Source organism: Azonexus sp. R2A61 (genome assembly GCF_021401135.1).
In the GTDB taxonomy this organism is placed as follows: domain Bacteria; phylum Pseudomonadota; class Gammaproteobacteria; order Burkholderiales; family Rhodocyclaceae; genus Azonexus.
Genome location: NZ_JACBFO010000006.1, coordinates 133,193 through 156,689 on the forward strand (window position 1 = coordinate 133,193; position 23,497 = coordinate 156,689).

Below are 23,497 nucleotides of genomic sequence, written 5' to 3' on the forward strand. Positions count from 1 at the left end.
TTCCCGGAACGAAGTCCGGAAATTATAGCGGTGCGCCGCTCAGCGGCGGATCAACGCCCGCAGGCCGGACCGTCGCCGCGTTTGAAACCGAGCCTGGCGAACAGTTTTTCCGGTGGGCAAAAACCGGTGATGCCGCTCTGCAGCAGGTTCAGCCCGACGAAGGCGGTAAACGCCAGAAACCATTCGGAGACGAACAGCAGGCTGCCGTGCCAGCCGAGCGCCAGCGACAGCAGGACGAAAAAGCCGGCGAGGATGCGGATCATGCGTTCGATGGTCATGGGTGTTCCCTCCTGAAGGCTGCGTAATAAAGTACCGGAATGACGACCAGGGTGAGCAGCGTGGACACCAGGATGCCGAAGATCAAGGCCAGCGCCAGACCGTTGAAGATCGGGTCGTCGAGGATGAACAGCGCGCCCAGCATCGCAGCCAGCGCAGTCAGCGCGATCGGCTTGGCGCGCACGGCGGCGGACTGGATCACCGCGTCGTGGAAATTCATGCCGGCAGCCACTTGCTGCCGGATGAAATCGACCAGCAGGATCGAGTTGCGGACGATGATGCCGGCCAGCGCGATCATGCCGATCATCGAGGTCGCCGTGAATTGTGCGCCGAACAGCGCATGCCCCGGCATCACGCCGATGAGGGTCAGCGGGATCGGCGCCATGATGATCAGCGGCACCAGATACGAGCCGAAATGGGCGACGACCAGCAGGTAGATCAGGATCAGGCCGACCGCGTAGGCGATGCCCATGTCGCGGAAGGTTTCGTAGGTAACCTGCCATTCGCCGTCCCACTTGACGCTGTAGCCGGCGTAAGGATCGTCGGGCGGGCGGATGAAACGTTCGCCGAGCGTGCCGCCTTCCGGCAGCGCCATGCCATTGATCCTGGCACGGATGTCGAACATGCCGTAGAGCGGCGAATCGAGCTTGCCGCCCATGTCGCCGACCACATAGACGACCGGCAGCAGGTCCTTGTGGTAAATCGCCTTGTCGCGCCACTGCTCGTGGACTTCGACGACTTCCGAAATCGGCACCAGGCGCCCGTCGCCGGCGCGCACCCGCAACTTGAGCAGCGTGTCCGGCGAGGATCGGCGCTCGGCCGGCAGCACGATGCGCACCGGCACTTCGTATTTGGCGCCGGTATTGCGCAGCGGCGTCACGTCCTGGCCGGCCAGACCCATGCTGACCACGGCGACGATGTCGCTCTGCGCCACGCCCAGTTGCGCCGCCTTGTTCTGCAGCACGCGCAACACCAGCTTGCGCGAATCGGCATCGATGGTGTCGTCGACCGCGACGATGTCCGGCGTCGCCGCAAAGGCCTCGCGCACGCGCTTGCCGACAGCGATCCGCCCGGCCTCGTCCGGCCCGTAAACTTCGGCGACGATCGGCGACATCACCGGCGGCCCCGGCGGCACTTCGACGACCTTGGCAACGCCGCCGTTGCGCTTGCCGATGGCCTCGACCGCGTCGCGGACCGAAACGGCGATCTCGTGGCTCTTCCGGCTGCGCTGGTGCTTGTCCGCCAGATTGACCTGAATATCGCCCTTTTCCGGCGTCGACCGCAGATAGTACTGGCGCACCAGGCCGTTGAAGTTGATCGGGCTGGCGGTTCCGGCGTAGGCCTGGTAGTTGATCACTTCCGGCACCTTGGCCAGTTCGCTGCCGATTTCCTGCAGCACGCGCGCGGTCTCTTCGACCGGCGTGCCGACCGGCATGTCGACGACGACCTGAAATTCGCTCTTGTTGTCGAACGGCAGCATCTTCAGCACGACCCACTGGAAATACGCCAGCGACACCGAACCGAGGATCAGCACGCCGATGGCGATGGCCAGCCTGACCCGCGCCGCGCCGCCGCTGACCGGATCGAGGAAGGACGTCAGCAGGCGGCGGAAGGTGCTGTCGAGCCGGGCATCCAGCGTCGACGGCGGGTGTTCGGCATGGCTGCCGGCAGGCGGCTTCAGCAGTTTCGCCGCCAGCCAGGGCGTGACGACGAAAGCGATGGCCAGCGAAATCGCCATGCCCATCGACGAGTTGATCGGGATCGGGCTCATGTACGGCCCCATCAGGCCGGACACGAAGGCCATCGGCAGTAGCGCGGCGATCACCGTCAAGGTGGCCAGGATGGTCGGCCCGCCGACTTCGTCGACCGCATGCGGAATGATCTCAAGCAGCCCCTTGTCCGGATGCAAGCCCTGCCAGCGGTGGATGTTTTCAACGACGACGATGGCGTCGTCAACCAGAATGCCGATCGAGAAGATCAGCGCGAACAGCGACACCCGGTTCAGCGTGAAGCCCCAGGCCCAGGAGGCGAACAGCGTCGCGGCCAGGGTCAGCGTGACGGCGACACCGACGATCACCGCCTCGCGCCGGCCGAGCGCGAAGAAGACCAGGGCGACGACGAAGGCCGTGGCGAAGATCAGCTTGCCGATCAGTTTCTGCGCCTTTTCGGTCGCCGTCTCGCCGTAGTTGCGCGTGACCGCAACCTCGACGCCTTCGGGAATGACGACGTTTTTCAGGCCTTCGATGCGGTCGACCGCAGCATTCGCCACATCCGCCGCATTGACGCCGGGCTGTTTCGACAACTGGACCGTCACCGCCGGGAATTCCCCATCGCGGGTGCCGAACCAGGCGTAGCGCACCGGCTGCTCCGGGCCGTCTTCGACGCCGGCGATATCGCCGACGAACACCGGCTTGCCGTCGCGCACGGCCACCACCACCTGCCGGACATCGGCCGCCGACGCCAGCCAGGTACCGGTCTCAACCAGCAGCTCGCGATTGCCGGCGGTCAGCGCGCCGGAAGACTGCAGGGCGTTCGCCCCCTGCAACACGACGGCCACATCCTGCGGTGTGACGCCCCAGGCGTTCATCCGCTCGGCATCGAGCAGCACGCGGACGGCCCGTTCGGGCCCGCCCAGCGTGGACACGTCGCGCGTTCCCGGAATCCGTTTCAACTCGATCTCGACGGCATGGGCGACCTGCTGCAGGTCGTAGGCCGAGCGCGCCGGATCGGCGGTATGGAAGGTCAGCGACAGGATCGGCACGTCGTCGATGCCGCGCGGCTTGATCACCGGCGCCTGGACGCCGAGATTGGGCGGCAGCCAGTCGCGATGCGACATCACCGTGTCGTGCAGACGCAGCACCGCGTCGTTGTATTTGACGCCGACTTCGAACTGCACGGTGATCATCGCCAGGCCGCTACGTGCCATCGAGAAGACATGCTCGACGCCGTGCATGCGCGACAACACCTGCTCGGCCGGCGTGGCGATCAGGCTCTCGACGTCCTTGGCGGAAGCGCCGGGCCAGGCAACCAGCACGTCGGCCATCGTCACGTCGATCTGCGGCTCTTCCTCGCGCGGCGTGACCAGCGTTGCGAACAGCCCCATCAGCAAGGCGACCAGCGCCAGCAGCGGCGTCATCCGCGAGGCCTGGAAGGCGGCCGCGATGCGCCCGGAAATCCCGAGCCCCTTCGCTTCGTCGCGCATGGCTTACTTTCCCGATTTCAGCTGGATGGCGGCCTTGACCGGATCGGCGACCACCTTGTCGCCTGCGGTCAACCCGGCCAGCACCTCGATTTCGCCGGCCCCGACGCCTTCGCCGAGACGCAACTGGCGGAGGGCCAGACGCCCGTCGGCCGTCTGGACGTAAACGGCCGTCACCTCGCCGCGCCGCAACACGGCGCCGGCCGGTACGGTCAGCTTGTCGGCCCGGCCGACGACAAAATGCACGCGGGCGAACATGCCCGGCGCCAGCGCCGGCACCGCCGGCAGATTGACCCGCACTTGCACCACGTGCGTCGCCGCATCGACCGTCGGCAGCACCTGCACCGACGTTGCATCGACCCATTTACCCAGATCGGGAAATTCGATCCTGGCCGTGTTGACCGCACGCATGGCCGGCAGCCGGAACTGCGACACGCTGGCCGTGACGCGCAGGGCGCCCGGCTGGTAGATGGTGAACAGCGGCACGCCGGGCATCGCCATGTCGCCCAGTTCGGCATGGCGGCGCGCGACGATGCCATCGATCGGCGACAGGATCGCCGCATGGCTCTGGCTGGCGCCGGCCGCCGCACGATTGGCCGCCGCCGCATCGAAATCGGCCTTGGCCTTGTCCTCCGCCGCCTGGCTGACGAACTTCTGCGCCTTGAGCTGGCGCTGTCGTTCGTAGTTGAGTTTGGCGACCGCATACTGCGCCTCCGCCGCACGCGCCGCTTCGGCGGCCTCGCGGCCGTCGATGCGCATCAGCAACTCCCCCTTGCGCACCGGCTGACCGGCGTCGGCACGAACCTCCAGGACACGACCGGCAAGCTGCGCCCCAACCGTGCTCTGCTGCACCGCTTCAACGATCGACTCCGCCGGAAAGCTCAGATCGACCGGATGCGGTTTCACGGTCAACACGGCAAGCCCGCCGTCGGCGGCATGCGCAGTGCCAAGCAGCAGCCAGAGCCAGGGGAAAAGGGAACGGATTTCTTGGGCAATCATGTATATAAGAATACGCTGATTTACGTTGCTGCATCAAGCCGCATCGTGTGCCCGGGATCGCTTGTCACGCGGTGCCGGGCAAATCACCCGGCACCGCATCACCGATCATTTATGCGACAGCACCCATTTGGCCAGCGTCGTCGCTTCGGCATCGCTCACCGCGTTCGGCGGCATCGGGACAGCGCCCCATTCATTCTTGCTGCCGTTCTTGATCTTGCCGGCCAGCGCCGCCACCGCGCCCTTGTCCGCCCCGCGCTTGGCGGTGATTTCCTTGTACGACGGCCCGACGATCTTGCGTTCGGGATTGTGGCAGGTCATGCAGTTCTTGCTTTTGGCCAATTCTTCCGAGGCGTGCACGCCGCCGAACAGAAGCAAGCCCATTGCCAAGGCAACCAGTTTTTTCATTCTCCCCTCCGATGATGTAGCCGGCCAATCACGGCCGGGATTCAGTCTAACCCGAGTTCGCCGATGATGGCAGCCGCTTCAGCCTTGTCCGGACCAGGCACGCAGCCGTTCCGCCAGGGTCCGCCAGTCGACCGGCTTGGCCAGCCTGCGCGCAGCGAGCCGCTCGCACTCGGCGATGAAAGGGGCATCTTCCCGCCCGCTCACCAGCACCAGGGGCAAACCGGCGCCGCGCATCGCACGGATTTCTGCCGCCGCCGCCAAGCCGTCCAAGCCCGGCATTTCGACGTCGAGCAGGACGATGTCGAATATTTGCCGACGGCAGGCGTCGACCGCAGCCAGGCCGTTATCGAACACCGTCAAAGCAAAGGCCGGCGCCTTCAGGGTCGCGCGCAGCAACAGGGCGACCGTCGGGTCATCGTCGGCCGCCAGGACGCGACAGAGGACGGGATTCATGCCGCAATATCGTCCAGCATGGCCTGCAGTTCGGCCTCGGCCCGCAGCCAGGCGCGCAACAGTGCCGGCTGCGCGGCACGGACGGCGGTTTCGTCGCCGGCGCGGGCCCACGCCTCGACCACCTTGCAACGTTCGGCAAGATCGAGTGCACCAACGTTGAAGCAGCCGGACTTGAGCGCGTGCGCCGCCCGCGCGATCTCGTCGCACTCGGCGGCCGGCGCGCCCAGCGTTTCGACATAGCCCCGAGCACCGTTGAGGAAGGCCCCCAGCAGTTGTTGCACCAGGCTGTCGTCGTCCGGGGACAGCGCACGCATCTGGTCCAGAACGCTGCGGTCGACCGCCGCAAGGCCGGCAATTCCCGGTGTCGACTCGTGCGCGCCGCCGGTCACCTCGACGACTTCGACTGCCTCGCCGGCCGCACGATCCTTGCGGCGCTCCGGCCGCAGCCAGCGCGCCAGTACGCTGGCTATTTCAGCGCCGCTGTAGGGTTTGGCCAGATAATCGGACATCCCGGCAGCGAGGCAGCGCTGCCGGTCGTCCAGCATTGCATTGGCCGTCAGCGCGACGATTGGAACGTGCGGACCGTCACCTTCCCGTCGCCGGATTTCGCTGCAGACGGCAAAGCCATCGACCACCGGCATCTGACAATCGAGCAGGATCAGGTCGAAGCTTTCCTGCGCCAGACGGTCGAGTGCCAACTGGCCGTCGCCGACCATCTCGACCTGCAGTCCGAAACGTTCGAGATGGGCACGGGCAACGATCTGGTTGCTTTCGTTGTCCTCGACGACCAGCACCCGCCCCCACAACCGGAACGGCGGCACGCCGGGATCCAGCCTGGGCACCGGCAGATCCCCGCCCTCCCCCGAAACCGGCGCCGTCGTCACCGGCAGGGAGAGGCTGACGGTAAACCGCGCACCCTGGCCCGGCTGGCTATCGACCGCGATCGAGCCACCCATCATGTCGACCAGCTGGCGGCAGATCGCCAGCCCCAGACCGGTTCCGCCGTACTTGCGGCTGGTTGCGCCGTCGGCTTGCGCAAAATGCTCGAAAATCTTCTGCTGCGCCTCTGCCGGAATCCCGATCCCGGTATCGCTGACCGCAATGCTCATCGCCCGGGCACCATCACCGGGCGCACCGAGCGTCAGCGTCAGGCGGATTTCGCCCTGATCGGTGAATTTGATCGCATTGTTCAGCAGATTGGTCACGACCTGCCGGACGCGCAAGGCATCGCCGACAAACGCAGGAACCGGTTCCGCAGGCAGTTCGAGCAATACCGCGACGCCCTTGCGGCGCGCCGCAACGGCAAACAGCTCGGCCGAGTCCTTGAGCAGGCTGCTCATGTCGAACGGCGCCTGCTCCAGCGTCAGGTGCCCCGATTCGATCTTCGAAAAATCGAGGATGTCGTTGATGATGCCCAGCAAGTGATAGCCGGACCGCGCCACGGCGTCGACAAACTGCTGCTGTGTTGCGGTCAACTCGGTTTCCTGGAGCAATTCGGCCATGCCGAGCACCCCGTTCATCGGCGTCCTGATCTCATGGCTCATCGTTGCCAGAAACTCGCTTTTCGCCCGGCTTCCAGCCTCCGCCGCTTCCTTGGCCTGACGCAATTCGCGGGTTCGCTGCTCGACGATCTGTTCTAGATTGCCGAGGTGCACCTTCAGCCAGTGGTCGCGCTCCTCGATCTGGGCGACCATCTGATTGAAGCCGTCGGCCAGTTTGTCGACCTCGGCAAAACCGCCTTGTGTCGCCCGGATTCCCGAATAGCCGAGGCGCACTTCGTTCATGTGCGCCGCCAGTTCATCGAACGGCTGCATCAGTTGAGCGACCTGCTTGCGCTGCTGTCGCAGGATGATCAGCAGGACAAGCGCCACCTGCACCAACAATGCGGCAATGAACCAGGCCAGACGCTGATACAGCGGCAGCGTATCCAGCCGCATGATCGCCCAGGCATGGAACGTTTCCGCATCGAACAGCGGCTGGTAGAGCATGATGTGGTCGCCGGCAAACACCTGGGTCTTAACCGGCTGCTGCGGTATCCGATCCACCGCCAGCAAGGCGCTATCGCCATACACGGCAAGCAGTTCGCCATCCGGACGAAGCACGCCGAAGGCAACGCTTTCCGGCATCGCATCGAGCATCGCGCCAAGCAGCGGGGGCAGCTCGACGCCGAGTCCATCCGCCTGCGTTGCAATCACGCCCTGGAGCAGCGTCAGGCGGGCAAACCCGCGGTCCTTCAACGCCACCAGACTGATCCACGTGCCCGTTGCAGCAATCAGCAGCGACAACCCGACAAAGGCCGGCAGCATCACCCGGAAATTGATCCGGGCCAGACGTTGTCGCAGCGACGGCAGCTCCATCACTCAGGCGACCGTGCCGAATTCGCCACCGGACTGCTGCCAGGCCTCGCTGCAGACTTGCCAGGTTCTTGCAAACGCCTCAGCCAGTTCGCCTCGCAATTCCTTCACGCCACCGGGATCTGCCGTTTCATCGTTCAACCAGCACTCCAGGCGCGCCGCCCGCTCGGCCAACGCAATGGCGCCGATATTGGTGGCAGCACTGCGTATCGCATGCACGCACCGCCGCTCGGCGGAGCGATCACCGAGCGACTCCGCCCAGCGAACATTCCAATCGGCAAAGTGCCCGAGGAACAATCCGACTGACTGCCACCACAACTCGGGCCGGTCCAGCATGCGAGCAACGGCATCCGGAACATCGAAACCTTCAAGTTGCAGGGGAATGAACATCATGGCGGGAAACCGGTTGGCAGAGAGTGGGAATTTTCGCTTACTTGGCGCACGGGAAGGATTAAGAAAGGTAAATAGCACGCTGCCTGCAAGACAACAATGGTCGAGAGCTTTTACATTGGATTACAATCCGTTCGCCTACCATCACGGAATATCCCTCACTGGCCATGTCACAGACTGCTCTCATCGTTGAAGACGACCCCGGCACGCGCCACGTCATCAGCGCAACACTTGCTACAGCCGGTATTGAAAGCACCTTTGCCGAAACCGGCGCCGACATGTGGAAGCTGCTGGAGACGAAGCCGGATGTACTGATTCTTGACCTCAGCCTGCCCGATGCCGACGGCCTGGAGCTCTTGCGGCAGCTGCGCCAGAATTCCGAGATCCCGGTCCTGATCCACTCGACGCGTTCGGACGAGATCGAACGGATCATCGGCATCGAAATCGGCGCCGACGACTTTCTGCCCAAACCCTGCAACATGCGGGAACTGCTGGCACGCACCCGGAGCCTGTTGCGCCGCAGCCAGATTCGTAACGACTCGCACAGCAAAGTGGATGCCCGTCGCTTACGCTTCGGCGACTGGACGCTGGATACCGCTTCCCGCGAGTTGCACCATGCCGACGGCAGCCCGGCACCGCTCGGCGTATCGGGCTACGCGTTGCTCAATGCTTTCCTGGCTCACCCGTTCGAACCGCTGTCCCGTGAAAAGCTCTCGCGTGTCCTGAAGCGTGAATACGTGCCCTATGACCGGATCATCGATGTGCATGTCAGCCAGATCCGGCGCATCCTTGGAAAACAGGCGGACGGCGGAGCATTCATCAAGACATTGCGCTCTCAGGGCTATGTCTTCATCGCGCCGGTAGACATTCTGCCCTGATGAAAAAAGGGGCCCGACGGGCCCCTTCTGCAAGCGACAGACTAACTGAGTCAATTGGCCGGTCGGTCGTTGGGATAGGCAAACGTTCCCTTGTTCAATTCCGAGAGCGGCAAGCCCAATGAAACACCCCACGGGGCGATCGGCTGAACGAACCACTTGTCGTAGATCGCGGCGAGCTCGCCCGACTTCATCATGCCGACCAGAGTCTCATCCACGAACTTCTTGAACACCGCATCCTTGACCGGCAGCATCAGACCGTAAGGCTCGACAGACATGCTCTCCGGCAACAAGGTCAATTGCGCGGCCAGCTTGCTGTTTGCCCGAGCCAATGCCAGCGCGGCATCGACACCGGCAATCGCATCGACCTCGCCGGCCTCCAGCATGCGCACCGCTTCCGCCTGGGTACGGGTCGACACCAGTGTCAGCGCCAGACCTCTCTGCAGCATGGCCAACTGGACGAGGCGCTCGGCGGTCGATCCATTGACGGTTGCCACCCGCTTGCCCGCCAGATCGGCAAAGCCTCTGGCTCCCAGATCCGACTTGGCCAGGATACGAGTCTCGGCAACGTAGATCGTATTGGAGAAATTGGCCAGCTTCTGACGGGCGACCGTATTGGTGGTCGCCCCGCATTCCAACTCGGCCATACCCGCCTTGACGGTCAGGAAACGGCTGTTGGTACCGGTAACAACCGGCACCACCGTCAGCGACTTGCCGATGCGAGCCTCGATCTGCTTGACGATGCTCAAACAGACATCCCAACTGTAGCCGAGCGGCCTGTCCTGCCCGGGCAATGCGTATGAGAACGGCGGCGCCCCTTCGCTATACGCCAGAAAGATGGTTCCTGTCCTGGCGACTCGCTCGAAAGTCTGGCTGGATTGCACTTCCTGCGCCTGCACGGAAAGGCAGGCACAGGCTGCGAGCATCCCGCACAAGGCGGACAGGAAGCGCCGCATCATTTTGCACCGCCCTTGCAGCCACCAACGGTATTCCCGGCGCAAGGCACGGAGCTTTCACGATTGATCAGCCACTTGCCATTGACCTTGATCATTTCCAGCGTCTTGGAAACCGTATCGTTGAAAATGTTCGAGCGGTACGTCTGGCGGAATTCGGCAAATGCACGGTCCGTGCCATCCATGCGGACGCGGATGTCCTCGACTTCGACGGAAATCCGCTCACGCGGCGAAATACGGGCACGACGCAACTGGTCCCAGTCCTCGCGCGACAGGCCGCCGTCCGGCGTGAACGTCGGGGCATAGAAGCTGCTGTAAGCGGAGTAATCCTTGGCCGACCAGGCTGCCGCCCAGGACTTCATGCGGGCGGCAATTTCACTTTCATCGCTAGCCGGCAATGCAGCAGGTGCCGTGGCAGGGAGAATGACCGGGGCCTTGGGTGCTTCCAGCGACGCCATTGCCTTGCTGTCGAGCGCTTCGCGGTTCGGTTGCAGCACGGCAACCGGATCCGCCGGACACAAATCCTTCGGATCGACCTCGGCCAATTCGTCGGTACCCGGCGTCGGCGAATCTAGACGTTGCAGGCCCAGGAATTCAAGCAAGGTCCCCATGCCGGCATAGGTACGCAGATAGGCCAGGGTCAGGTCGCTGTCCGCGTTGACCGCGGCCCGACGAGCCGACAGCAGTTCGTTCTCGGTATCCAGCAAGTCGAGCAGGGTGCGTTGGCCAACGTTGAACTGATCGCGATAGGCATCGCGGGTCTTCTCCAGCAGGCTGACCTGCTGCGCCAGGTAATTCGACTGTTCGCGCAGGCGCAGGACGTCGTTATAGGCGATCAACAGGGTTTGACGCGTATCGCGACAGGCTTTTTCACGCATTTCGATCGCAAGATGCTTGCGTTCCATGAACTGCTTTTCGCGCGCACGATCGGAGCCGCCATTGAACAAGTTCCACGTAACGACGACTTCCGCCACGTTGTAATCGCGATCACCCGGATTGCCGAGATAGTTTTCGGTGCTCTCGGTGCGTCCTCTCAGGTCAAGCTTCGGAGAATACGCCGCACGCTTGACGTAAAGATCGTACTGGGCGGCCTCGATATTCTCGATGGCGGCATGCAGCGTCGGGTTCTTCTTGTGCAGCATATCCAGCGCGGATTTGGCATTTTCCGGGAAAGCTGCGCTTGCCTGGGCCGGCGGGAAGATGACATCGGGCGCCTGGGTACCGACCAGACGCTGGTAGCGAGCCGAAACATCATGCAGGTTGGCGGACTCGGTAGCCAGGTTGATTTCGGCCAGGGCCAGACGGCTTCCCGCCTGCTCCAGATCGACCCGGCGACCGACGCCGGACTGGGTCTTGCGCAGCAATTGCTCGTAGGTTGCCTTGTGCTGGACGTAGTTGTCTTCAGCCAGGTCCAACAGGAAACGGTAGCGCAGCACATCGAGATATGCCCTGGCCGCTTCCAGCGAAGTGTTTTCGGAGGCTTCCAGCAACTCGTAGTAGCGGACCAGCATCGCCTTGTTCAGACGACGGACCTCGTTACGGGTTGCAAAGCCATCGAACAGCATCTGATTCAGCGTCACGGCATAACCGGTACGCGTGTATTTTTCCTTGGCGGTCGGATCCTGTTGCAGATTTTCACGGCCTTTTCCGGCGGTCAGATCGACACGCGGGAAGAATCCACCGCGAGCAACCCCGATTTCTTCCTCGGCCGCCCGGTAGTTACGCCACTTGGTGGTGACTTCCGGGCTCTGCAGGACGGCCTGTTGGGCAACCTGTTTGAGCGTGGAATGAAGATCGGGAGATTTTGCGGTCTCCTGCGCAAATGCAGGAATCACGATTGTTGCCAGCAGCAGGGGCAGGATTTTCTGTCTCATGGGATATAACTCAAGGATTTATTGTTGGGTGACAATCCGCATCGGGTGTCGAGAAAAGACGCCTAACGGATCAGAAAACGGCATTCCAGCGGGATTCTAGAACAAGTTCCTGAGCACTTTGTAAGGTTTGGTAAAACAAACAACACGGACCGGCATAAATTTCATTAAATCCGAAACAATGTCAAGAAAAACAAATCACCCCTTCGGCAGTTTTCGATAAAGCGTGCGCCCGCTGACGCCAAGCGTCATCGATAGTTCGTCATGCCCGCCTTGCCAGTTTGCCGTGACCCACGCGAGATAGCGCCGCTCCAGTTCGTTCAGCGAAACCGGGCTGGAAATCCTGAAATCCTTGTCGCCGGGCAGCGCCGCCATATCCTCATCGTCGTCATCGGCGCCGGCACGGACGTGGCCGACATCGAGCCGCTCGGCGTCGGCCAGCAGCGAGGCCCGTTCGATCAGATTGCGCAATTCCCGAATGTTCCCGGTAAAGCGACGCCCGGCCAGCCAGGACAGGGCCGCAGGCGTGAACCGCCGGCCACTGCGCCGGTCTACACGAGCCAGCAACGACTCGGCCAGCAAAGGAATGTCTTCCGGCCGCTCATGCAGCGCCGGCACATGGATGGGGAAGGCATTGATCCGGAAATAAAGATCCCGCCGGAACACTTCGTTACGCACCATTTCCTTCAGGTTGCGGTGAGTTGCGCAAACCAGCCGGAAATCGGCAGGCAACCATTCGAGCCCACCGACGCGCCGATAGGTTCCCGTTTCCAGCAGGCGCAGCAGCTTGACCTGCAAGGCCAGCGGCAGTTCTCCGATTTCATCGAGGAACAGGGTTCCGCCGGCAGCCACTTCGACCAGACCGGCCTTGCGATATGTCGCTCCGGTAAAAGCCCCTTTTTCGTACCCGAAGAGTTCTGCCTCGAACAGCGTTTCGGTCATTCCGGCACAGTCGACCGCAACAAAAGGGCGCTCCGCCCGATCGCTCGCTTCATGGATGGCATGCGCGATCAATTCCTTGCCCGTCCCGGTCTCGCCCAGCAACAGTACGGAAGCATTCGACTTGGCGACCCGGAGGACCCTCTCCAGCATTCCCATGAACGCCGGCGACCGGCCGACCAGCCCCTGGGCCACCGGTCGGGTACTCGCCTGGCGCAAGGTGTGCATGGTTTCGACGAAGTAGGCAACCTTGCCGTTCTCGTCGCGTACGGGCGCCGTCTCCACCAGCACGTGTTCCTCGCCCCGCGGGGTGTGGTGAAGATGCAATACGGTCTGCGACTCGGCCGACTCCAGGCTTCGGCGCAGGGGGCAAGACTCCCCGGCCTGATCGCAGGGCACCTGAAAGTGATGCGAAACTTCGTAACAGCGCCTGCCGACAAGCACATCCCCGCCGCCAAACTCCCGGTGATAAGCCGCATTGGCGGCCATGATCCGGTAATCGGCATCCATCAGGATACGAGGCTCCGGCAAGCCTTCGAGAAAGGAAATCAATTCTTCCAGTGCATGCGTGGCCACGACAACTCCGTCTGTGATGACAAAACTGGCGCCAATTTTGGCACAAACAGCGAAACACCCCTCGTTTTTTTATGACAACAAAAATCAAGTCGTTGATTCAAAGATCGAAAACCGAATCACGACAACAGGCACGCATCTTGTTAATACATTGAACGGATACCGGGCCTCTCCCGCAGAACGTGATGTTCCGCACCGGAGTCACCGAGCGGCGGCATTTCCCCCTTTAGTTCGCCCCGCAGGCTTGCTTGATGACGTCGTTCGTACTCGGGCCCGGTTTCCGCCATTGACTTTTTATCGACAGAGGAACAATGAGCCAGCCGGAAGCCAGCAGCAGTCAGGAAACGACTGCCCCCCAGGTCTCGTTATACGAGAAACGCAAAAAAATCTACGCCAAGGGCGTCCGCGGTTATTTCGACAACTGGCGGATCGTGCTGGTCATCCTGACCCAGGCGCTGTTCTACGGTGGTCTCTGGCTGGAGTGGAATGGCCGACAGGCGCTACTGTTCCATCTCGTCGAACGCAAGTTCTACATTTTCGGCCTGGTCTTCTGGCCGCAGGATGTCATCTACCTGGCCATCCTGTTGATCATCTCGGCCTATGCCCTGTTTCTGGTCACGGCCGTCGCCGGGCGCTTGTTCTGCGGTTACGCATGTCCGCAAACGGTCTACACCCAACTGTTCATGTGGATCGAGAACCGGGTCGAAGGCGATCGCAATGCCCGCATGAAACTGGACAAGGGCCCGATGACGGCGCGCAAGTTCCGCATCAAGACCACCAAGTTCCTGCTCTGGGGGATTCTCGCCCTATGGACGGGCTTCACGCTGGTCGGCTATTTCACGCCGGTCCACGAGCTGATCAACAACGTCATCACCAACACCCTGGGGCCCTGGGAAACCTTCTGGATCTTCTTCTATGGCGGCTTCACTTTCCTGATGGCCGGTTTCATGCGCGAGCAGGTGTGCAAGTACATGTGCCCGTACGCCCGCTTCCAGAGCGTGATGTTCGATCCCGACACCCTGATCATCACCTACGACCCGGAACGCGGCGAACCGCGCGGCGCCCGCAAGAAAGGGAGCGATACCCGCCAGCTCGGCGACTGCGTCGATTGCGGTCAGTGCGTGGTGGTATGCCCGACCGGCATCGACATCCGCAATGGCTTGCAGTACGAGTGCATCGGCTGCGCCGCCTGCGTCGATGTCTGCGACCAGGTGATGGACAAGGTCGGCCTGCCCCGCGGACTGGTCCGCTACTCGACCGAAAATGCCATGCAGCAGAAGCTGCCGCAGACCGACATCGTGCGCCACGTCGTTCGCCCGCGCATCCTGATCTATACCGCCATCCTGATCCTGATCACCTGTATTGCCGGCTGGTTCCTGATTCACCGGATTCCGCTGAAGGTGGACATCATCCGCGACCGGGCGGTGCTGGCCCGAGAGGCGGACGATGGCAGCATCGAAAACGTCTACATGCTGCAGATCATGAATACGGATGAACAGCCCCATCGTTACAAGATTGCGGTCGACGGCCTGGACGGAGTGAAAATCAGCGGGCCCGACGAAGTCGACGCCAAGGCGGCGGGACTTACCTCGTTCAACGCCGTGGTCAGCGCCCCGCCCGAATCGGGCAAGAAAGGCTCGAACCCGATTCATTTCACGATCACCGCCGAGCAGAACAGCAGCATTACGCTGCGTGAAAAGGCTTCTTTCCTCCTGCCCTGAAACTCCGGGGCAGACTCCGCTTGGGCGGGAGTTCCACTCCCGCCCTTTTTTCGTTCACCGTCGCGCCACTGGCCTGCAAATCGGATCGATTTGCTCTATAGTCATCGGGAGATAAAACCCGGACAAACGATGCCGCGATCATTTCCCCAGTCATTCGCGCGCCGCCGTCTGATCACTGGCAGCGGCGCCTTGTTGCTGAACCTCGTCACCGCCTGCACCTCTCCAGCGCGGCTAAGTATCGCCAGCCAGCTCTGGCCGGGTTACGAACTGATGTTCATGGCCCGCGACGAAGGCTGGCTGCCGGATGAGATCGTGCTCCGGGAAACCCGTTCGGCCACCGAATCGATCGATGCCTTGCGCCGCGGTCAAATCCAGGGGGCGGCACTGACCCTGGACGAGGTCCTTCGGGTCCGGAGCGAAGGCATTCCGCTGGAAATCGTCCTGGTCTTCGACATCTCGGCCGGTGCCGATGCCGTACTGACGCGCCGCCCCCTCACGGCACCGTCAGAATTGCGCGGTCAACGCATCGGCGTGGAAAAAACCGCCGTCGGCGCCCTGATGCTCGCCCTGCTGCTCGAACGTGCCGGACTGACACCGAGCGACGTGATCCAGGTCCCGCTGACCATCGACGACCACCTGCTGACATGGCAGGCCGGTCACCTGGACGCGATCGTCACCTACGAGCCGACGGCCAGCCTGTTGCGCAAGGCCGGCGCCATCCGGCTGCTCGACAGCCGGGATTTCCCCGAACGCATTTTCGACGTCCTGGCCGTCCGGACGGATATCACCCCCGGGCAACAGGAATCGCTGCGTCGCCTGATCGCCGCCCACTTCCGGGCACTCAGGCAACTGCAGGCCAACCCCGTGGACAGCGCGTACCGCCTGGCCAAACGTTTCGGCCTGGCCGTGGACGCCGTGCCGGAAAGCCTGCGCGGCCTGAATTTCCCCGGGATTCCACACAACCGGCTGCTGCTCTCGGCCGACGGCGGCATCGCGCGGAGCGCACCGGCGATCGCCGAGATCCTCCAGCGCCACGGCCTGATCGGCAGCAACGACAATCTGCGCGGGCTGGTCGACGCCGGCTATCTTCCGCCGAGCGAAGCATCATGAACCTTCTCTGCCCCCGCCTCGTCGCCCTCTTGCTGGCACTCGCCACCGTCCCCGCCTGGACCGCCGAGCCGCCGCTGCATCTCGGCATCTACGCCTTCCGTCCCAAAGAAATCACCGAACAGGAATGGCAACCGCTGGCCGATTACCTGAGCCAGGCGCTGGGCGGCCAGAAAGTGGCGTTGAGCGTCCTCAGCCAGGACGAAATCGATGCCGCACTGCACAACAACCAACTCGATTTCCTGCTCACCAATCCGACGCACTTCATCCAGATCCGCGAGAACAGCGTCCTGACCAGCGCACTCGCCACACTGTCCCGCCTGGAAAACGGCCTGCCCGCACCGGGGCTGGGCGGCGTCATCATCGCGCGACGCGGGCGCAGCGACATCGAATCGCTGGCCGACCTGCGCGGCCTGCGGATCGCCTCGACCGGCACCGGCTACCTCGGCAGCTATGTGGCACCGCGGCTCGAACTCGAGCATGCCGGCATAGCCGCCCGCAACATCGATTTCCTGTTTACCGGCCAACCGCACGACCGGGTCGTCGAGGCCGTCGTGCAAGGCAGGAGCGACGCCGGATTCGTCCGTACCGGCGTCATCGAGGCGATGATCGCCGAAGGGCGCCTGCGCCCCGACGACCTGAAGATCATCAACGCCCAGCATCTCGCGGGCTATCCCTACCAGCTATCCACGCATCTCTATCCCGAATCGCCTTTCATCGCCCTGCCCCATGTCGACCGCAAGCTTGCCCGTCAGGTGCTCGTCGCCCTGATGTCGCTGGACGCCGAGCACCCGGCTGCCCGTCAGGCCGGCATCCAGGGATTCAACCCTGCCGCCGACTACACGCCGGTCGAGCAAGCCATGCGCGAATTGCGACAGGCGCCTTTCGACCGCTTGCCGCACTTTACCTGGCAGGACGTCTGGGACCGTTACCGCAACGTTCTGCTGCCGGCCATCCTGGCCAGCGCGGCAATCATTGCCCTGGCCATCCAGCTCAGCCTGAGCAACCGCCGCCTCGCCCAGGCGCGCCGCAACGAAGCCGATTACGCGGCCCGCCTGGAACACGACAGACAGGTCCTGAAAACCCTGATCCAGACGCTGCCCGACCTGGTCTGGCTCAAGAATCCGGAAGGCGCCTACCTGGCGTGCAACCCGGCCTTCGAGCTATTTTTCGGCGCCCCGGAAAAGCGCATCCTCGGCAAGACCGACTACGACTTCGTCTCGCCGGAAATCGCCGACGCCTTCCGGGCCAACGACCTGGCGGCGATTGCCGCCAGCAAGCCGCACATCAACGAAGAATGGATCACGCTGGCCAATGACGGCGGGAAAATCCTGCTGGAAACCACCAAGACACCGATGTATCTCGACGACGGCCGGCTGATCGGGGTGCTCGGGGTCGGCCATGACATCACCGAGCGCGTGCGCGCCGAAGAAGCCCTGCGCCGGCATCAGGAACAACTCGAAGAACTGGTCAACCAGCGCACCGCCGAACTGCAGACGGCGCTGGCCCAGGCCGAAGCCGCCAATCAGGCGAAGAGCGCTTTCCTGGCCAACATGAGCCACGAGATACGCACCCCGCTCAACGCCATCACCGGCCTCGCCTATGTGATGCGGCGCGAAGGGCTGCCGCCGAACCAGGCCGAGCGCCTGGACAAGATCGATCATGCCGGCCAGCACCTGCTGTCGGTGATCAACGACGTCCTCGACCTGTCGAAGATCGAAGCCCGGAAACTCTCGCTCGATACGGTCGACTTCGCCCTGGAGGAACTTTTCGCCAACGTCGCGTCGATGATGAGCGATCGCGCCGCCGCCAAGCAACTGCCGCTGGAAGTCGCGCCATTGCCGGCGCTGCGTCTGCGTGGCGATGTCACGCGCCTGCAACAGGGCCTGCTCAACTATCTGTCGAACGCCATCAAGTTCACCAGCGAGGGCTGCGTTCGCATGGGTTGCGAACTGATCGAGGAAGGCGCCGACGATGTCCTGCTCCGTTTCTGGGTACGCGACACCGGCATCGGCATCGCTCCCGAGATCGCCGGTCGCCTGTTCCAAGTCTTCGAACAGGCCGACAACTCGACCACCCGGCGCTACGGCGGCAGCGGCCTGGGACTGGCAATCACCCGCAAGCTGGCCGCGCTGATGCAGGGCGAGACGGGCGTCGACAGCGAGCCCGGCGCCGGCAGCACGTTCTGGTTCACGGCGAGGCTCGGGCGCGCCCTGGCCGCGCCGGAACCGGTCCGGATACTGGCGAGCAGCGCGCTCGACAAGCTGATCAATCAACACGGCGGCAGCCGCCTGCTGCTCGCCGAAGACGAACCGGTCAACCGCGAAATCGCCCGCGACCTGCTCAGCGACGCCGGGTTGCGTGTCGATTGCGCGGTCGACGGCCGGGAAGCCGTGCAATTCGCCAGCCAGCAGGCATACGACCTGATCCTGATGGACATGCAGATGCCGGGGCTGGACGGCCTCGGGGCGACGCGCTGCATTCGCGAACTGTCCAACGGCCGCCGGATACCGATTCTGGCGATGACCGCCAACACCTTCGCAGAAGACCGTGAACGCTGCCTGGCGGCGGGCATGAACGATTTCATCGGCAAACCGGTCGATCCGGAGCGCCTCTATGCCACCCTGCTCCGCTGGCTGGAGAAACGGGACAAAAATCCCGGTTGACGACGGTCGACCGCAGGCTTGCGCGAGCGGTCGCAGGCGGCGCTATACTGGCTCGAACGATAACGACAACGCGGGAAAGGCCCGCGGGGGAGACATGGATACCTTGTTCATGCTGGCGCTCGCGACGGTCGTCGTCATCCTGCTGTTCGATTACACCAACGGTTTCCATGACGCGGCCAACATCGTGGCCACGGTCATCGCGTCGCGCGCAATGACGCCGGTGCAGGCGGTGATCGTCGTCGCCGGTTTCGAATTCCTCGGCCCGCTGCTCGGCGGCACCGCCGTCGCCAACACCATCGGCAGCTTTGTCGCGCTCGACGGCGTATTGCCGACGCTGTCGCTATCCATCCTGTTGTGCGGCCTGATCGGTGCCATCGTCTGGAACCTCGGCACCTGGTATCTGGGCATTCCCTCGTCGTCGTCGCACGCCCTGGTCGGCGGACTGATCGGCGCGGTCGGCGTTGCGGTCGGCGCCGAGCACATCGTCTGGGGCCTGCGCGAACTGGCCGACGGCCACCTCACCGGCATCATCAAGGTACTGGCCGCACTGATCCTGTCACCGCTGATCGGCTTCTGGGCCGGTTTCGCGCTGCACCGCCTGCTCGCCTTGCTACTCCGGGCCGCCAGCCCGGCCGCCAATGCCCGGCTGCGCCTGGCCCAGTTCCTCACAGCCGCCGGCCTGGCTTTCTCGCACGGCGCCAACGATGCCCAGAAAAGCATGGGCATCCTGACCCTGGTGCTGCTGCTCGGCGGTTTCATTCCGCATTTCGAGGTCCCCTTCTGGGTGATGCTGGCCTGCGCCGTATCGATGACCCTGGGCATCCTGTCCGGCGGCTGGCGCATCGTCCGCACGCTGGGGTTCGCCATCTACCGCGTGCGGCCGATCCACGCGCTCGGTTCGCAATTGACCGCCGGCCTGGTGATCATGGCTGCATCGCTGGGCGGCGCACCGGTCTCGACCACCCATGTGGTCGCCACGTCGATCATGGGCATCGGCGCCTCGGAGCGACCGCGGGCCGTGCGCTGGGCCAAGGCGCGCGACATCGCGACGACCTGGCTGGTCACCATCCCGGGCGCCGCCCTGGTCGCCATCCAGGCCTACGCCCTGCTGCATCTGTTTCTCGGAGAACCACCATGAGCCAGGACCAGGCGTCGGCATTGCGCCGGCTGATCGACCGCGTCTTTCCGAAAACGCCGGACTTCTTCGTCATGCTCGCCGATCAGTGTCACCAGGTGACGCACACCACCGGCCTGCTGGTCGACTTCATGGAAACCGGCAATCCCGAAATCGGCAGCCAGATACGCCGCGACGAGCACGAGGCCGACCGGATCAAGGTGCGCAACCTGCACGCGCTGAACGAGGCGTTTTCGACGCCGATCGATCGCGAAGACCTGTACCGCGCCATCATGGACCTCGACGAAATCGTCAATTACTGCAAGACGACGGTCAGCGAGATGGATGTGCTCGGCCTATCGCCGGACAAGCATTGCCTGGAAATGGCGATGCACATCAAACTCGGCACCGACGCGCTGGCCGCCGGCTACGGCAAGCTGGCCAGCGCCCCCTCAGCCGCCGCCGACGACGCCGACAACGCGCGCAAGGCCGAACGCCGGGTCGAGAAAAACTACCGGCATGCGCTGGCCGACCTGTTCCAGGGCGACGACTACATCCACATGTTCAAGCGCCGCGAAATCTACCGTCACCTGTCGAACGCCGCCGACCGCATGGCGCACTGCGCCAACACGCTGCACGACATCGTCGTCAAGATGTGCTGAGATTCAGCCGCCGGCCACCAGGTCGAGCCGGGTATCGGCGAATTCGACCTGCTGGCCGGGCCGGATTTTTGCCCGCTTGCGGGTGTCGACCGCACCATCGACGCGGACCAGTCCGTCGCCGATCGCCGCATGCGCGGCACCGCCCGATTCGCACAGGCCGGTCGCCTTGAGCAACTGGTCGAGCTGGATGAACTCGCCGCGGACGGCGAACTGCAAGGTATTCATGACGGCCTTTCATCGGCCGGCACATGCGCGGCCCGTTCGAGATCTTTCAGGACGATCGACAGCGCTTCGGTCGACAGCAGCACCTCGATCAACGACAGCACCAGCGACAGCGCCAGGGTCAGGATGCTGATGCCGAACAGCCACTGGCCGGGCAACGGGGCATCGACGAACAGCGCGAACATCGACAGCGCGCAGAGCAGGAAACTGAGCACGCCAAAGCCCTGCATGTACTTGGTCAGCGCGATGCGCAGCTTGAGGCCGGGCAACTGCCGCTGTACGGTATCGGCCGCCCGCTCGGGCGACAGGTGCAACTGACGGATGACCTGGGCCAGCGTCAGGAAGCGGTTGGTGTAGGCCAGCAAGAGCAGCGAGATGGCCGGAAACAACAGGGCCGGCGTGGTCAGGTTCATGGCGGACTAACTCCCGATCAGGATCAGATGGACATGACGCGGACCGTGCGCACCGAGCACGATGGTCTGCTCGATATCGCCGGTGCGCGACGGCCCGGAAACGAAATTGACCGCCCGCGGCAGTCGACCGCGCTCGGTTCGCAGCAACGCAAAGGCGTCTTCCATGGTCGGCACGATGCGGTGTACGTCGACCAGCGCGATGTGCGTTTCCGGCAGCAGGCTGACCGTCGCCGGCGTTTCCGGCGCCGACAGCAGCATCAACGAGCCGGTTTCGGCGATCGCGCAGAAACAGCCGGAAATTCCCACCGAATCGGCGTCGACCGCAGCCGCGAAGCGCAGGCTCAGCGCGCCCCAGTCGGCACCGGCCAGTTCGGGCGTCGCCACTGCCTGCGGCGGCAAGCCGCGCGCGCCCAGATAACGCAGCACGGCGGCCGGCACGTCGGCCCGGGCGGCAACCGCGTCGACCGTGCTGGACAGGGCTTCGGCACGCCCGCGGAAACGCGCGGCCAGATCGGCCGGTCGTTGCGGTTGCGGTCCACGCGGCGGCTGCGCCAACGCCGCTTCGAGCGCGGCCCGGCGGGCCGTTGCGTCGCCCTTGCCGAGGCCGGCGCGGAGCTGCCCGAATATCGCCGCGCGGGCGTCGCTCATGTTCAGGCCACCCGGTTCTGCGGCCGGCCGGCCGCGAACGCTTCGATATTGGCGATCAACTGGTCGGCCAAGGTCTGCATCGCCGGCCGGCTGGCCCAGGCGACGTGCGGGGTCAGCAGGAAGTTGGGCAGCGCCAGCAGCGCCGGATCGACCAGCGGATGATCGGCCGGCGGCGGCTCGGCGGTCAGCACGTCGAAACCGGCACCGGCAATCCAGCCTTCGCGCAAGGCGCGGATCAGTGCGGTTTCGTCGACGATGCCGCCGCGCGCCGTGTTGATCAGCAGGGCCGAGCGCTGCATCGCCTGCAATTCGGCCTCGCCGATCAGGCCGCGCGTCGCGTCGTTCAGCGGGCAGTGCAGGCTGATCGCGTCGGCGGCTTTCAGCACCTCGGCAAAGGCCGTGTAACCGGGGCGAACCTGCGTCGCCCCGCGATGCTCGGCCCGCAGCACGCGCATGCCGAAGGCTTCGGCCAGGCGCGCCACGCCGTTGCCCAGGCTGCCGCTGCCGATCAGGCCGAGCGTCGCGCCGTGCAGGTCGCGGATCGGGTGATCGAACAGGCAGAACTGCTCGGCCCGCTGCCAGCCGCCGGCGAGCAGCGTCTCGCGCCAGGCGATCAGGTTGCGCGACAGCGCGAGCAGCAGTGCGAAGACGTGTTCGGGCACGGTGTGCTCGGCGTAACCGCGGATGTTGCTGACGACGATGCCGCGCTGCCGGCAGGCGTCGAGGTCGACATTGTTGGTGCCGGTCGCCGAGATGGCGATCATTTTCAGCTGCGGCAGCGCGTCGACCGCAGCCGCCGGAATCGGCACCTTGTTGGTGATTGCGATGTCGGCGCCGGCCAGCCGTTCGATCACGTCGGCCGGCGCGCTCTTCGGATGTTCGATCCATTCGTGCGCAAACGCCGGACGACGGAGGTCGGCAATCAGCGATTCGCCTTCGAGCTGGACGATGCGCATCAGTCGGTCAGCCGCAATTCGAACGGCACACCGGCCGCTTCGGCCAGCAGGCCGACCTGGGCGCCCAGCGCCGGTGCGCCGGCGTAGATCAGGCGATCGACGCCGGCCGCGCACAGGCCGCTGATCGCCGGCCCGTCGCCGTGCACCAGGTTGAGCACACCGGCCGGCCAGTCGCCCCGTTGCGCCAGTTCGCAGAGCGCGTAGGCAACCGATGGCGCCTGCGGGCTCGGCTTGACGACCAGCGTCGCACCGGCCAGCAGCGGGCCGGCCGCCGCGGCCGCCAGCCCGGCCAACGGGCGCGTCGCATCGACCACCAGGGCGCACACGCCGGACTCGCCCGGCGACGGCGCACGCAGGGCGTGCACCGCTTCGCCGACTTCGGCCTGGGCACGCACCTCGTCCAGACCGAGATCCTCGGTCAACAACCGGGCAAAATGACCGGCATAGCGTTCCAGCGCATCGGCCAGGGCGCTCAGCGCGGCCCGTCGCGTCTCGCCGTTCGCCGCCTGCCAGCCCGCTTGCGCGTCGCGGGCGGCGGCCACGGCCTTGGCACTTTCCTCGGCGCTGCACATCGGCACGCGACGCAGCGCACGGCCGGTCGCCGGATTGATCACGTCGAAGAAGCTGTCGCCCACCGTCAGGTAGGCCCGGCCGCCGATCCACAGCGGAATGGCCATCGGGCCGTCGTGTGCGAGTTCCAT

At 64.2% G+C, this 23,497-nt stretch carries 21 protein-coding genes; 6 read left to right on the forward strand and 15 right to left on the reverse strand.

Going from position 1 to position 23,497, the window contains the following annotated elements:
• Positions 1-50: 50 nt before the first annotated feature.
• The 7 genes from L0962_RS17115 to L0962_RS17145 form a co-directional block, all read right to left on the reverse strand.
• Entirely contained in the window at positions 51-278 is a 228-nt protein-coding gene (locus L0962_RS17115; RefSeq protein WP_234087715.1) for a DUF2892 domain-containing protein, read from the reverse strand.
• Complete coding sequence (locus L0962_RS17120) at positions 275-3,478, reverse strand: efflux RND transporter permease subunit (RefSeq protein ID WP_234087716.1); 3,204 nt, start codon at positions 3,476-3,478, stop codon at positions 275-277. Before L0962_RS17120 ends, L0962_RS17115 begins: the two co-directional genes overlap by 4 nt.
• 3 nt (positions 3,479-3,481) lie before the next feature.
• Positions 3,482-4,474: an efflux RND transporter periplasmic adaptor subunit gene (locus tag L0962_RS17125; protein WP_234087718.1), complete on the reverse strand. Its 993-nt coding sequence runs from the start codon at positions 4,472-4,474 to the stop codon at positions 3,482-3,484.
• Between the two features lie 105 nt (positions 4,475-4,579).
• Complete coding sequence (locus L0962_RS17130; RefSeq protein WP_234087720.1) at positions 4,580-4,879, reverse strand: c-type cytochrome; 300 nt, start codon at positions 4,877-4,879, stop codon at positions 4,580-4,582.
• Between the two features lie 78 nt (positions 4,880-4,957).
• Entirely contained in the window at positions 4,958-5,332 is a 375-nt protein-coding gene (locus L0962_RS17135; protein ID WP_234087721.1) for a response regulator, read from the reverse strand.
• Positions 5,329-7,689, reverse strand: coding sequence for an ATP-binding protein (locus tag L0962_RS17140; RefSeq protein WP_234087722.1), 2,361 nt, complete (start codon positions 7,687-7,689; stop codon positions 5,329-5,331). Before L0962_RS17140 ends, L0962_RS17135 begins: the two co-directional genes overlap by 4 nt.
• A gap of 3 nt (positions 7,690-7,692) precedes the next feature.
• Positions 7,693-8,079: an Hpt domain-containing protein gene (locus tag L0962_RS17145; protein WP_234087724.1), complete on the reverse strand. Its 387-nt coding sequence runs from the start codon at positions 8,077-8,079 to the stop codon at positions 7,693-7,695.
• Positions 8,080-8,243: 164 nt separating this feature from the next.
• Here L0962_RS17145 and L0962_RS17150 point away from each other — a divergent pair, with 164 nt between their 5' ends.
• The gene (locus L0962_RS17150) at positions 8,244-8,954 is read left to right on the forward strand and encodes a response regulator transcription factor (protein ID WP_234087725.1); all 711 of its coding nucleotides are present in this window, start codon (positions 8,244-8,246) and stop codon (positions 8,952-8,954) included.
• A 50-nt stretch (positions 8,955-9,004) separates the two neighbouring features.
• On the opposite strand, the gene L0962_RS17155 is transcribed toward L0962_RS17150, so the two are convergent.
• The 3 genes from L0962_RS17155 to L0962_RS17165 form a co-directional block, all read right to left on the reverse strand.
• Positions 9,005-9,910, reverse strand: a complete 906-nt coding sequence (locus L0962_RS17155) for an amino acid ABC transporter substrate-binding protein (RefSeq protein ID WP_234087727.1) — start codon at positions 9,908-9,910, stop codon at positions 9,005-9,007.
• Positions 9,907-11,778: a TolC family outer membrane protein gene (locus L0962_RS17160; protein WP_234087728.1), complete on the reverse strand. Its 1,872-nt coding sequence runs from the start codon at positions 11,776-11,778 to the stop codon at positions 9,907-9,909. The genes L0962_RS17155 and L0962_RS17160 overlap by 4 nt, the downstream gene beginning before the upstream one ends.
• A 195-nt stretch (positions 11,779-11,973) precedes the next feature.
• The gene (locus tag L0962_RS17165) at positions 11,974-13,290 is read right to left on the reverse strand and encodes a sigma-54 interaction domain-containing protein (RefSeq protein ID WP_367398038.1); all 1,317 of its coding nucleotides are present in this window, start codon (positions 13,288-13,290) and stop codon (positions 11,974-11,976) included.
• Between the two features lie 308 nt (positions 13,291-13,598).
• Between L0962_RS17165 and ccoG the strand changes: the two genes are divergently transcribed.
• From ccoG to L0962_RS17190, 5 genes are all read left to right on the forward strand, one after another.
• A complete protein-coding gene (ccoG, locus tag L0962_RS17170) occupies positions 13,599-15,008 on the forward strand; it encodes a cytochrome c oxidase accessory protein CcoG (RefSeq protein WP_234087734.1) in 1,410 nt (469 codons plus the stop codon).
• A gap of 129 nt (positions 15,009-15,137) precedes the next feature.
• A complete protein-coding gene (locus L0962_RS17175; RefSeq protein ID WP_234087735.1) occupies positions 15,138-16,118 on the forward strand; it encodes an ABC transporter substrate-binding protein in 981 nt (326 codons plus the stop codon).
• On the forward strand, positions 16,115-18,781 hold the full coding sequence (locus tag L0962_RS17180; RefSeq protein ID WP_234087736.1) for a PhnD/SsuA/transferrin family substrate-binding protein: 2,667 nt from the start codon (positions 16,115-16,117) through the stop codon (positions 18,779-18,781). The genes L0962_RS17175 and L0962_RS17180 overlap by 4 nt, the downstream gene beginning before the upstream one ends.
• 94 nt (positions 18,782-18,875) lie before the next feature.
• Positions 18,876-19,919, forward strand: coding sequence for an inorganic phosphate transporter (locus tag L0962_RS17185; RefSeq protein WP_234087740.1), 1,044 nt, complete (start codon positions 18,876-18,878; stop codon positions 19,917-19,919).
• Positions 19,916-20,557, forward strand: a complete 642-nt coding sequence (locus L0962_RS17190) for a DUF47 domain-containing protein (protein ID WP_234087744.1) — start codon at positions 19,916-19,918, stop codon at positions 20,555-20,557. Before L0962_RS17185 ends, L0962_RS17190 begins: the two co-directional genes overlap by 4 nt.
• A gap of 3 nt (positions 20,558-20,560) precedes the next feature.
• Here the strand turns inward: L0962_RS17190 and L0962_RS17195 are convergent, their stop codons facing one another.
• From L0962_RS17195 to L0962_RS17215, 5 genes are read right to left on the reverse strand one after another with little or no spacing between them, the layout of a single operon-like run.
• The gene (locus L0962_RS17195; protein WP_234087745.1) at positions 20,561-20,782 is read right to left on the reverse strand and encodes an RNA-binding S4 domain-containing protein; all 222 of its coding nucleotides are present in this window, start codon (positions 20,780-20,782) and stop codon (positions 20,561-20,563) included.
• Entirely contained in the window at positions 20,779-21,192 is a 414-nt protein-coding gene (locus L0962_RS17200) for a DUF2721 domain-containing protein (RefSeq protein ID WP_234087746.1), read from the reverse strand. The genes L0962_RS17195 and L0962_RS17200 overlap by 4 nt, the downstream gene beginning before the upstream one ends.
• Positions 21,193-21,198: 6 nt before the next feature.
• Positions 21,199-21,840 (reverse strand): lactate utilization protein C, encoded by a 642-nt coding sequence (locus L0962_RS17205; RefSeq protein ID WP_234087747.1) that lies wholly within the window; start codon positions 21,838-21,840, stop codon positions 21,199-21,201.
• A 2-nt stretch (positions 21,841-21,842) separates the two neighbouring features.
• Positions 21,843-22,799: a D-2-hydroxyacid dehydrogenase gene (locus tag L0962_RS17210; protein WP_234087776.1), complete on the reverse strand. Its 957-nt coding sequence runs from the start codon at positions 22,797-22,799 to the stop codon at positions 21,843-21,845.
• The gene (locus tag L0962_RS17215; protein WP_234087748.1) at positions 22,796-23,497 is read right to left on the reverse strand and encodes an aldehyde dehydrogenase family protein; all 702 of its coding nucleotides are present in this window, start codon (positions 23,495-23,497) and stop codon (positions 22,796-22,798) included. Before L0962_RS17215 ends, L0962_RS17210 begins: the two co-directional genes overlap by 4 nt.

Bases quoted from the DNA above. Each gene is read 5' to 3' on its own strand.
- L0962_RS17195 (WP_234087745.1), bottom strand. From the start codon at position 20,782: ATGAATACCTTGCAGTTCGCCGTCCGCGGCGAGTTCATCCAGCTCGAC.
- L0962_RS17185 (WP_234087740.1), top strand. From the start codon at position 18,876: ATGGATACCTTGTTCATGCTGGCGCTCGCGACGGTCGTCGTCATCCTG.
- L0962_RS17130 (WP_234087720.1), bottom strand. From the start codon at position 4,879: ATGAAAAAACTGGTTGCCTTGGCAATGGGCTTGCTTCTGTTCGGCGGC.
- L0962_RS17175 (WP_234087735.1), top strand. From the start codon at position 15,138: ATGCCGCGATCATTTCCCCAGTCATTCGCGCGCCGCCGTCTGATCACT.
- L0962_RS17120 (WP_234087716.1), bottom strand. From the start codon at position 3,478: ATGCGCGACGAAGCGAAGGGGCTCGGGATTTCCGGGCGCATCGCGGCC.
- L0962_RS17215 (WP_234087748.1), bottom strand. From the start codon at position 23,497: ATGGAACTCGCACACGACGGCCCGATGGCCATTCCGCTGTGGATCGGC.
- L0962_RS17190 (WP_234087744.1), top strand. From the start codon at position 19,916: ATGAGCCAGGACCAGGCGTCGGCATTGCGCCGGCTGATCGACCGCGTC.
- L0962_RS17180 (WP_234087736.1), top strand. From the start codon at position 16,115: ATGAACCTTCTCTGCCCCCGCCTCGTCGCCCTCTTGCTGGCACTCGCC.
- ccoG (WP_234087734.1), top strand. From the start codon at position 13,599: ATGAGCCAGCCGGAAGCCAGCAGCAGTCAGGAAACGACTGCCCCCCAG.
- L0962_RS17140 (WP_234087722.1), bottom strand. From the start codon at position 7,689: ATGGAGCTGCCGTCGCTGCGACAACGTCTGGCCCGGATCAATTTCCGG.
- L0962_RS17160 (WP_234087728.1), bottom strand. From the start codon at position 11,778: ATGAGACAGAAAATCCTGCCCCTGCTGCTGGCAACAATCGTGATTCCT.
- L0962_RS17135 (WP_234087721.1), bottom strand. From the start codon at position 5,332: ATGAATCCCGTCCTCTGTCGCGTCCTGGCGGCCGACGATGACCCGACG.
- L0962_RS17155 (WP_234087727.1), bottom strand. From the start codon at position 9,910: ATGATGCGGCGCTTCCTGTCCGCCTTGTGCGGGATGCTCGCAGCCTGT.
- L0962_RS17150 (WP_234087725.1), top strand. From the start codon at position 8,244: ATGTCACAGACTGCTCTCATCGTTGAAGACGACCCCGGCACGCGCCAC.
- L0962_RS17145 (WP_234087724.1), bottom strand. From the start codon at position 8,079: ATGATGTTCATTCCCCTGCAACTTGAAGGTTTCGATGTTCCGGATGCC.
- L0962_RS17205 (WP_234087747.1), bottom strand. From the start codon at position 21,840: ATGAGCGACGCCCGCGCGGCGATATTCGGGCAGCTCCGCGCCGGCCTC.
- L0962_RS17125 (WP_234087718.1), bottom strand. From the start codon at position 4,474: ATGATTGCCCAAGAAATCCGTTCCCTTTTCCCCTGGCTCTGGCTGCTG.
- L0962_RS17200 (WP_234087746.1), bottom strand. From the start codon at position 21,192: ATGAACCTGACCACGCCGGCCCTGTTGTTTCCGGCCATCTCGCTGCTC.
- L0962_RS17115 (WP_234087715.1), bottom strand. From the start codon at position 278: ATGACCATCGAACGCATGATCCGCATCCTCGCCGGCTTTTTCGTCCTG.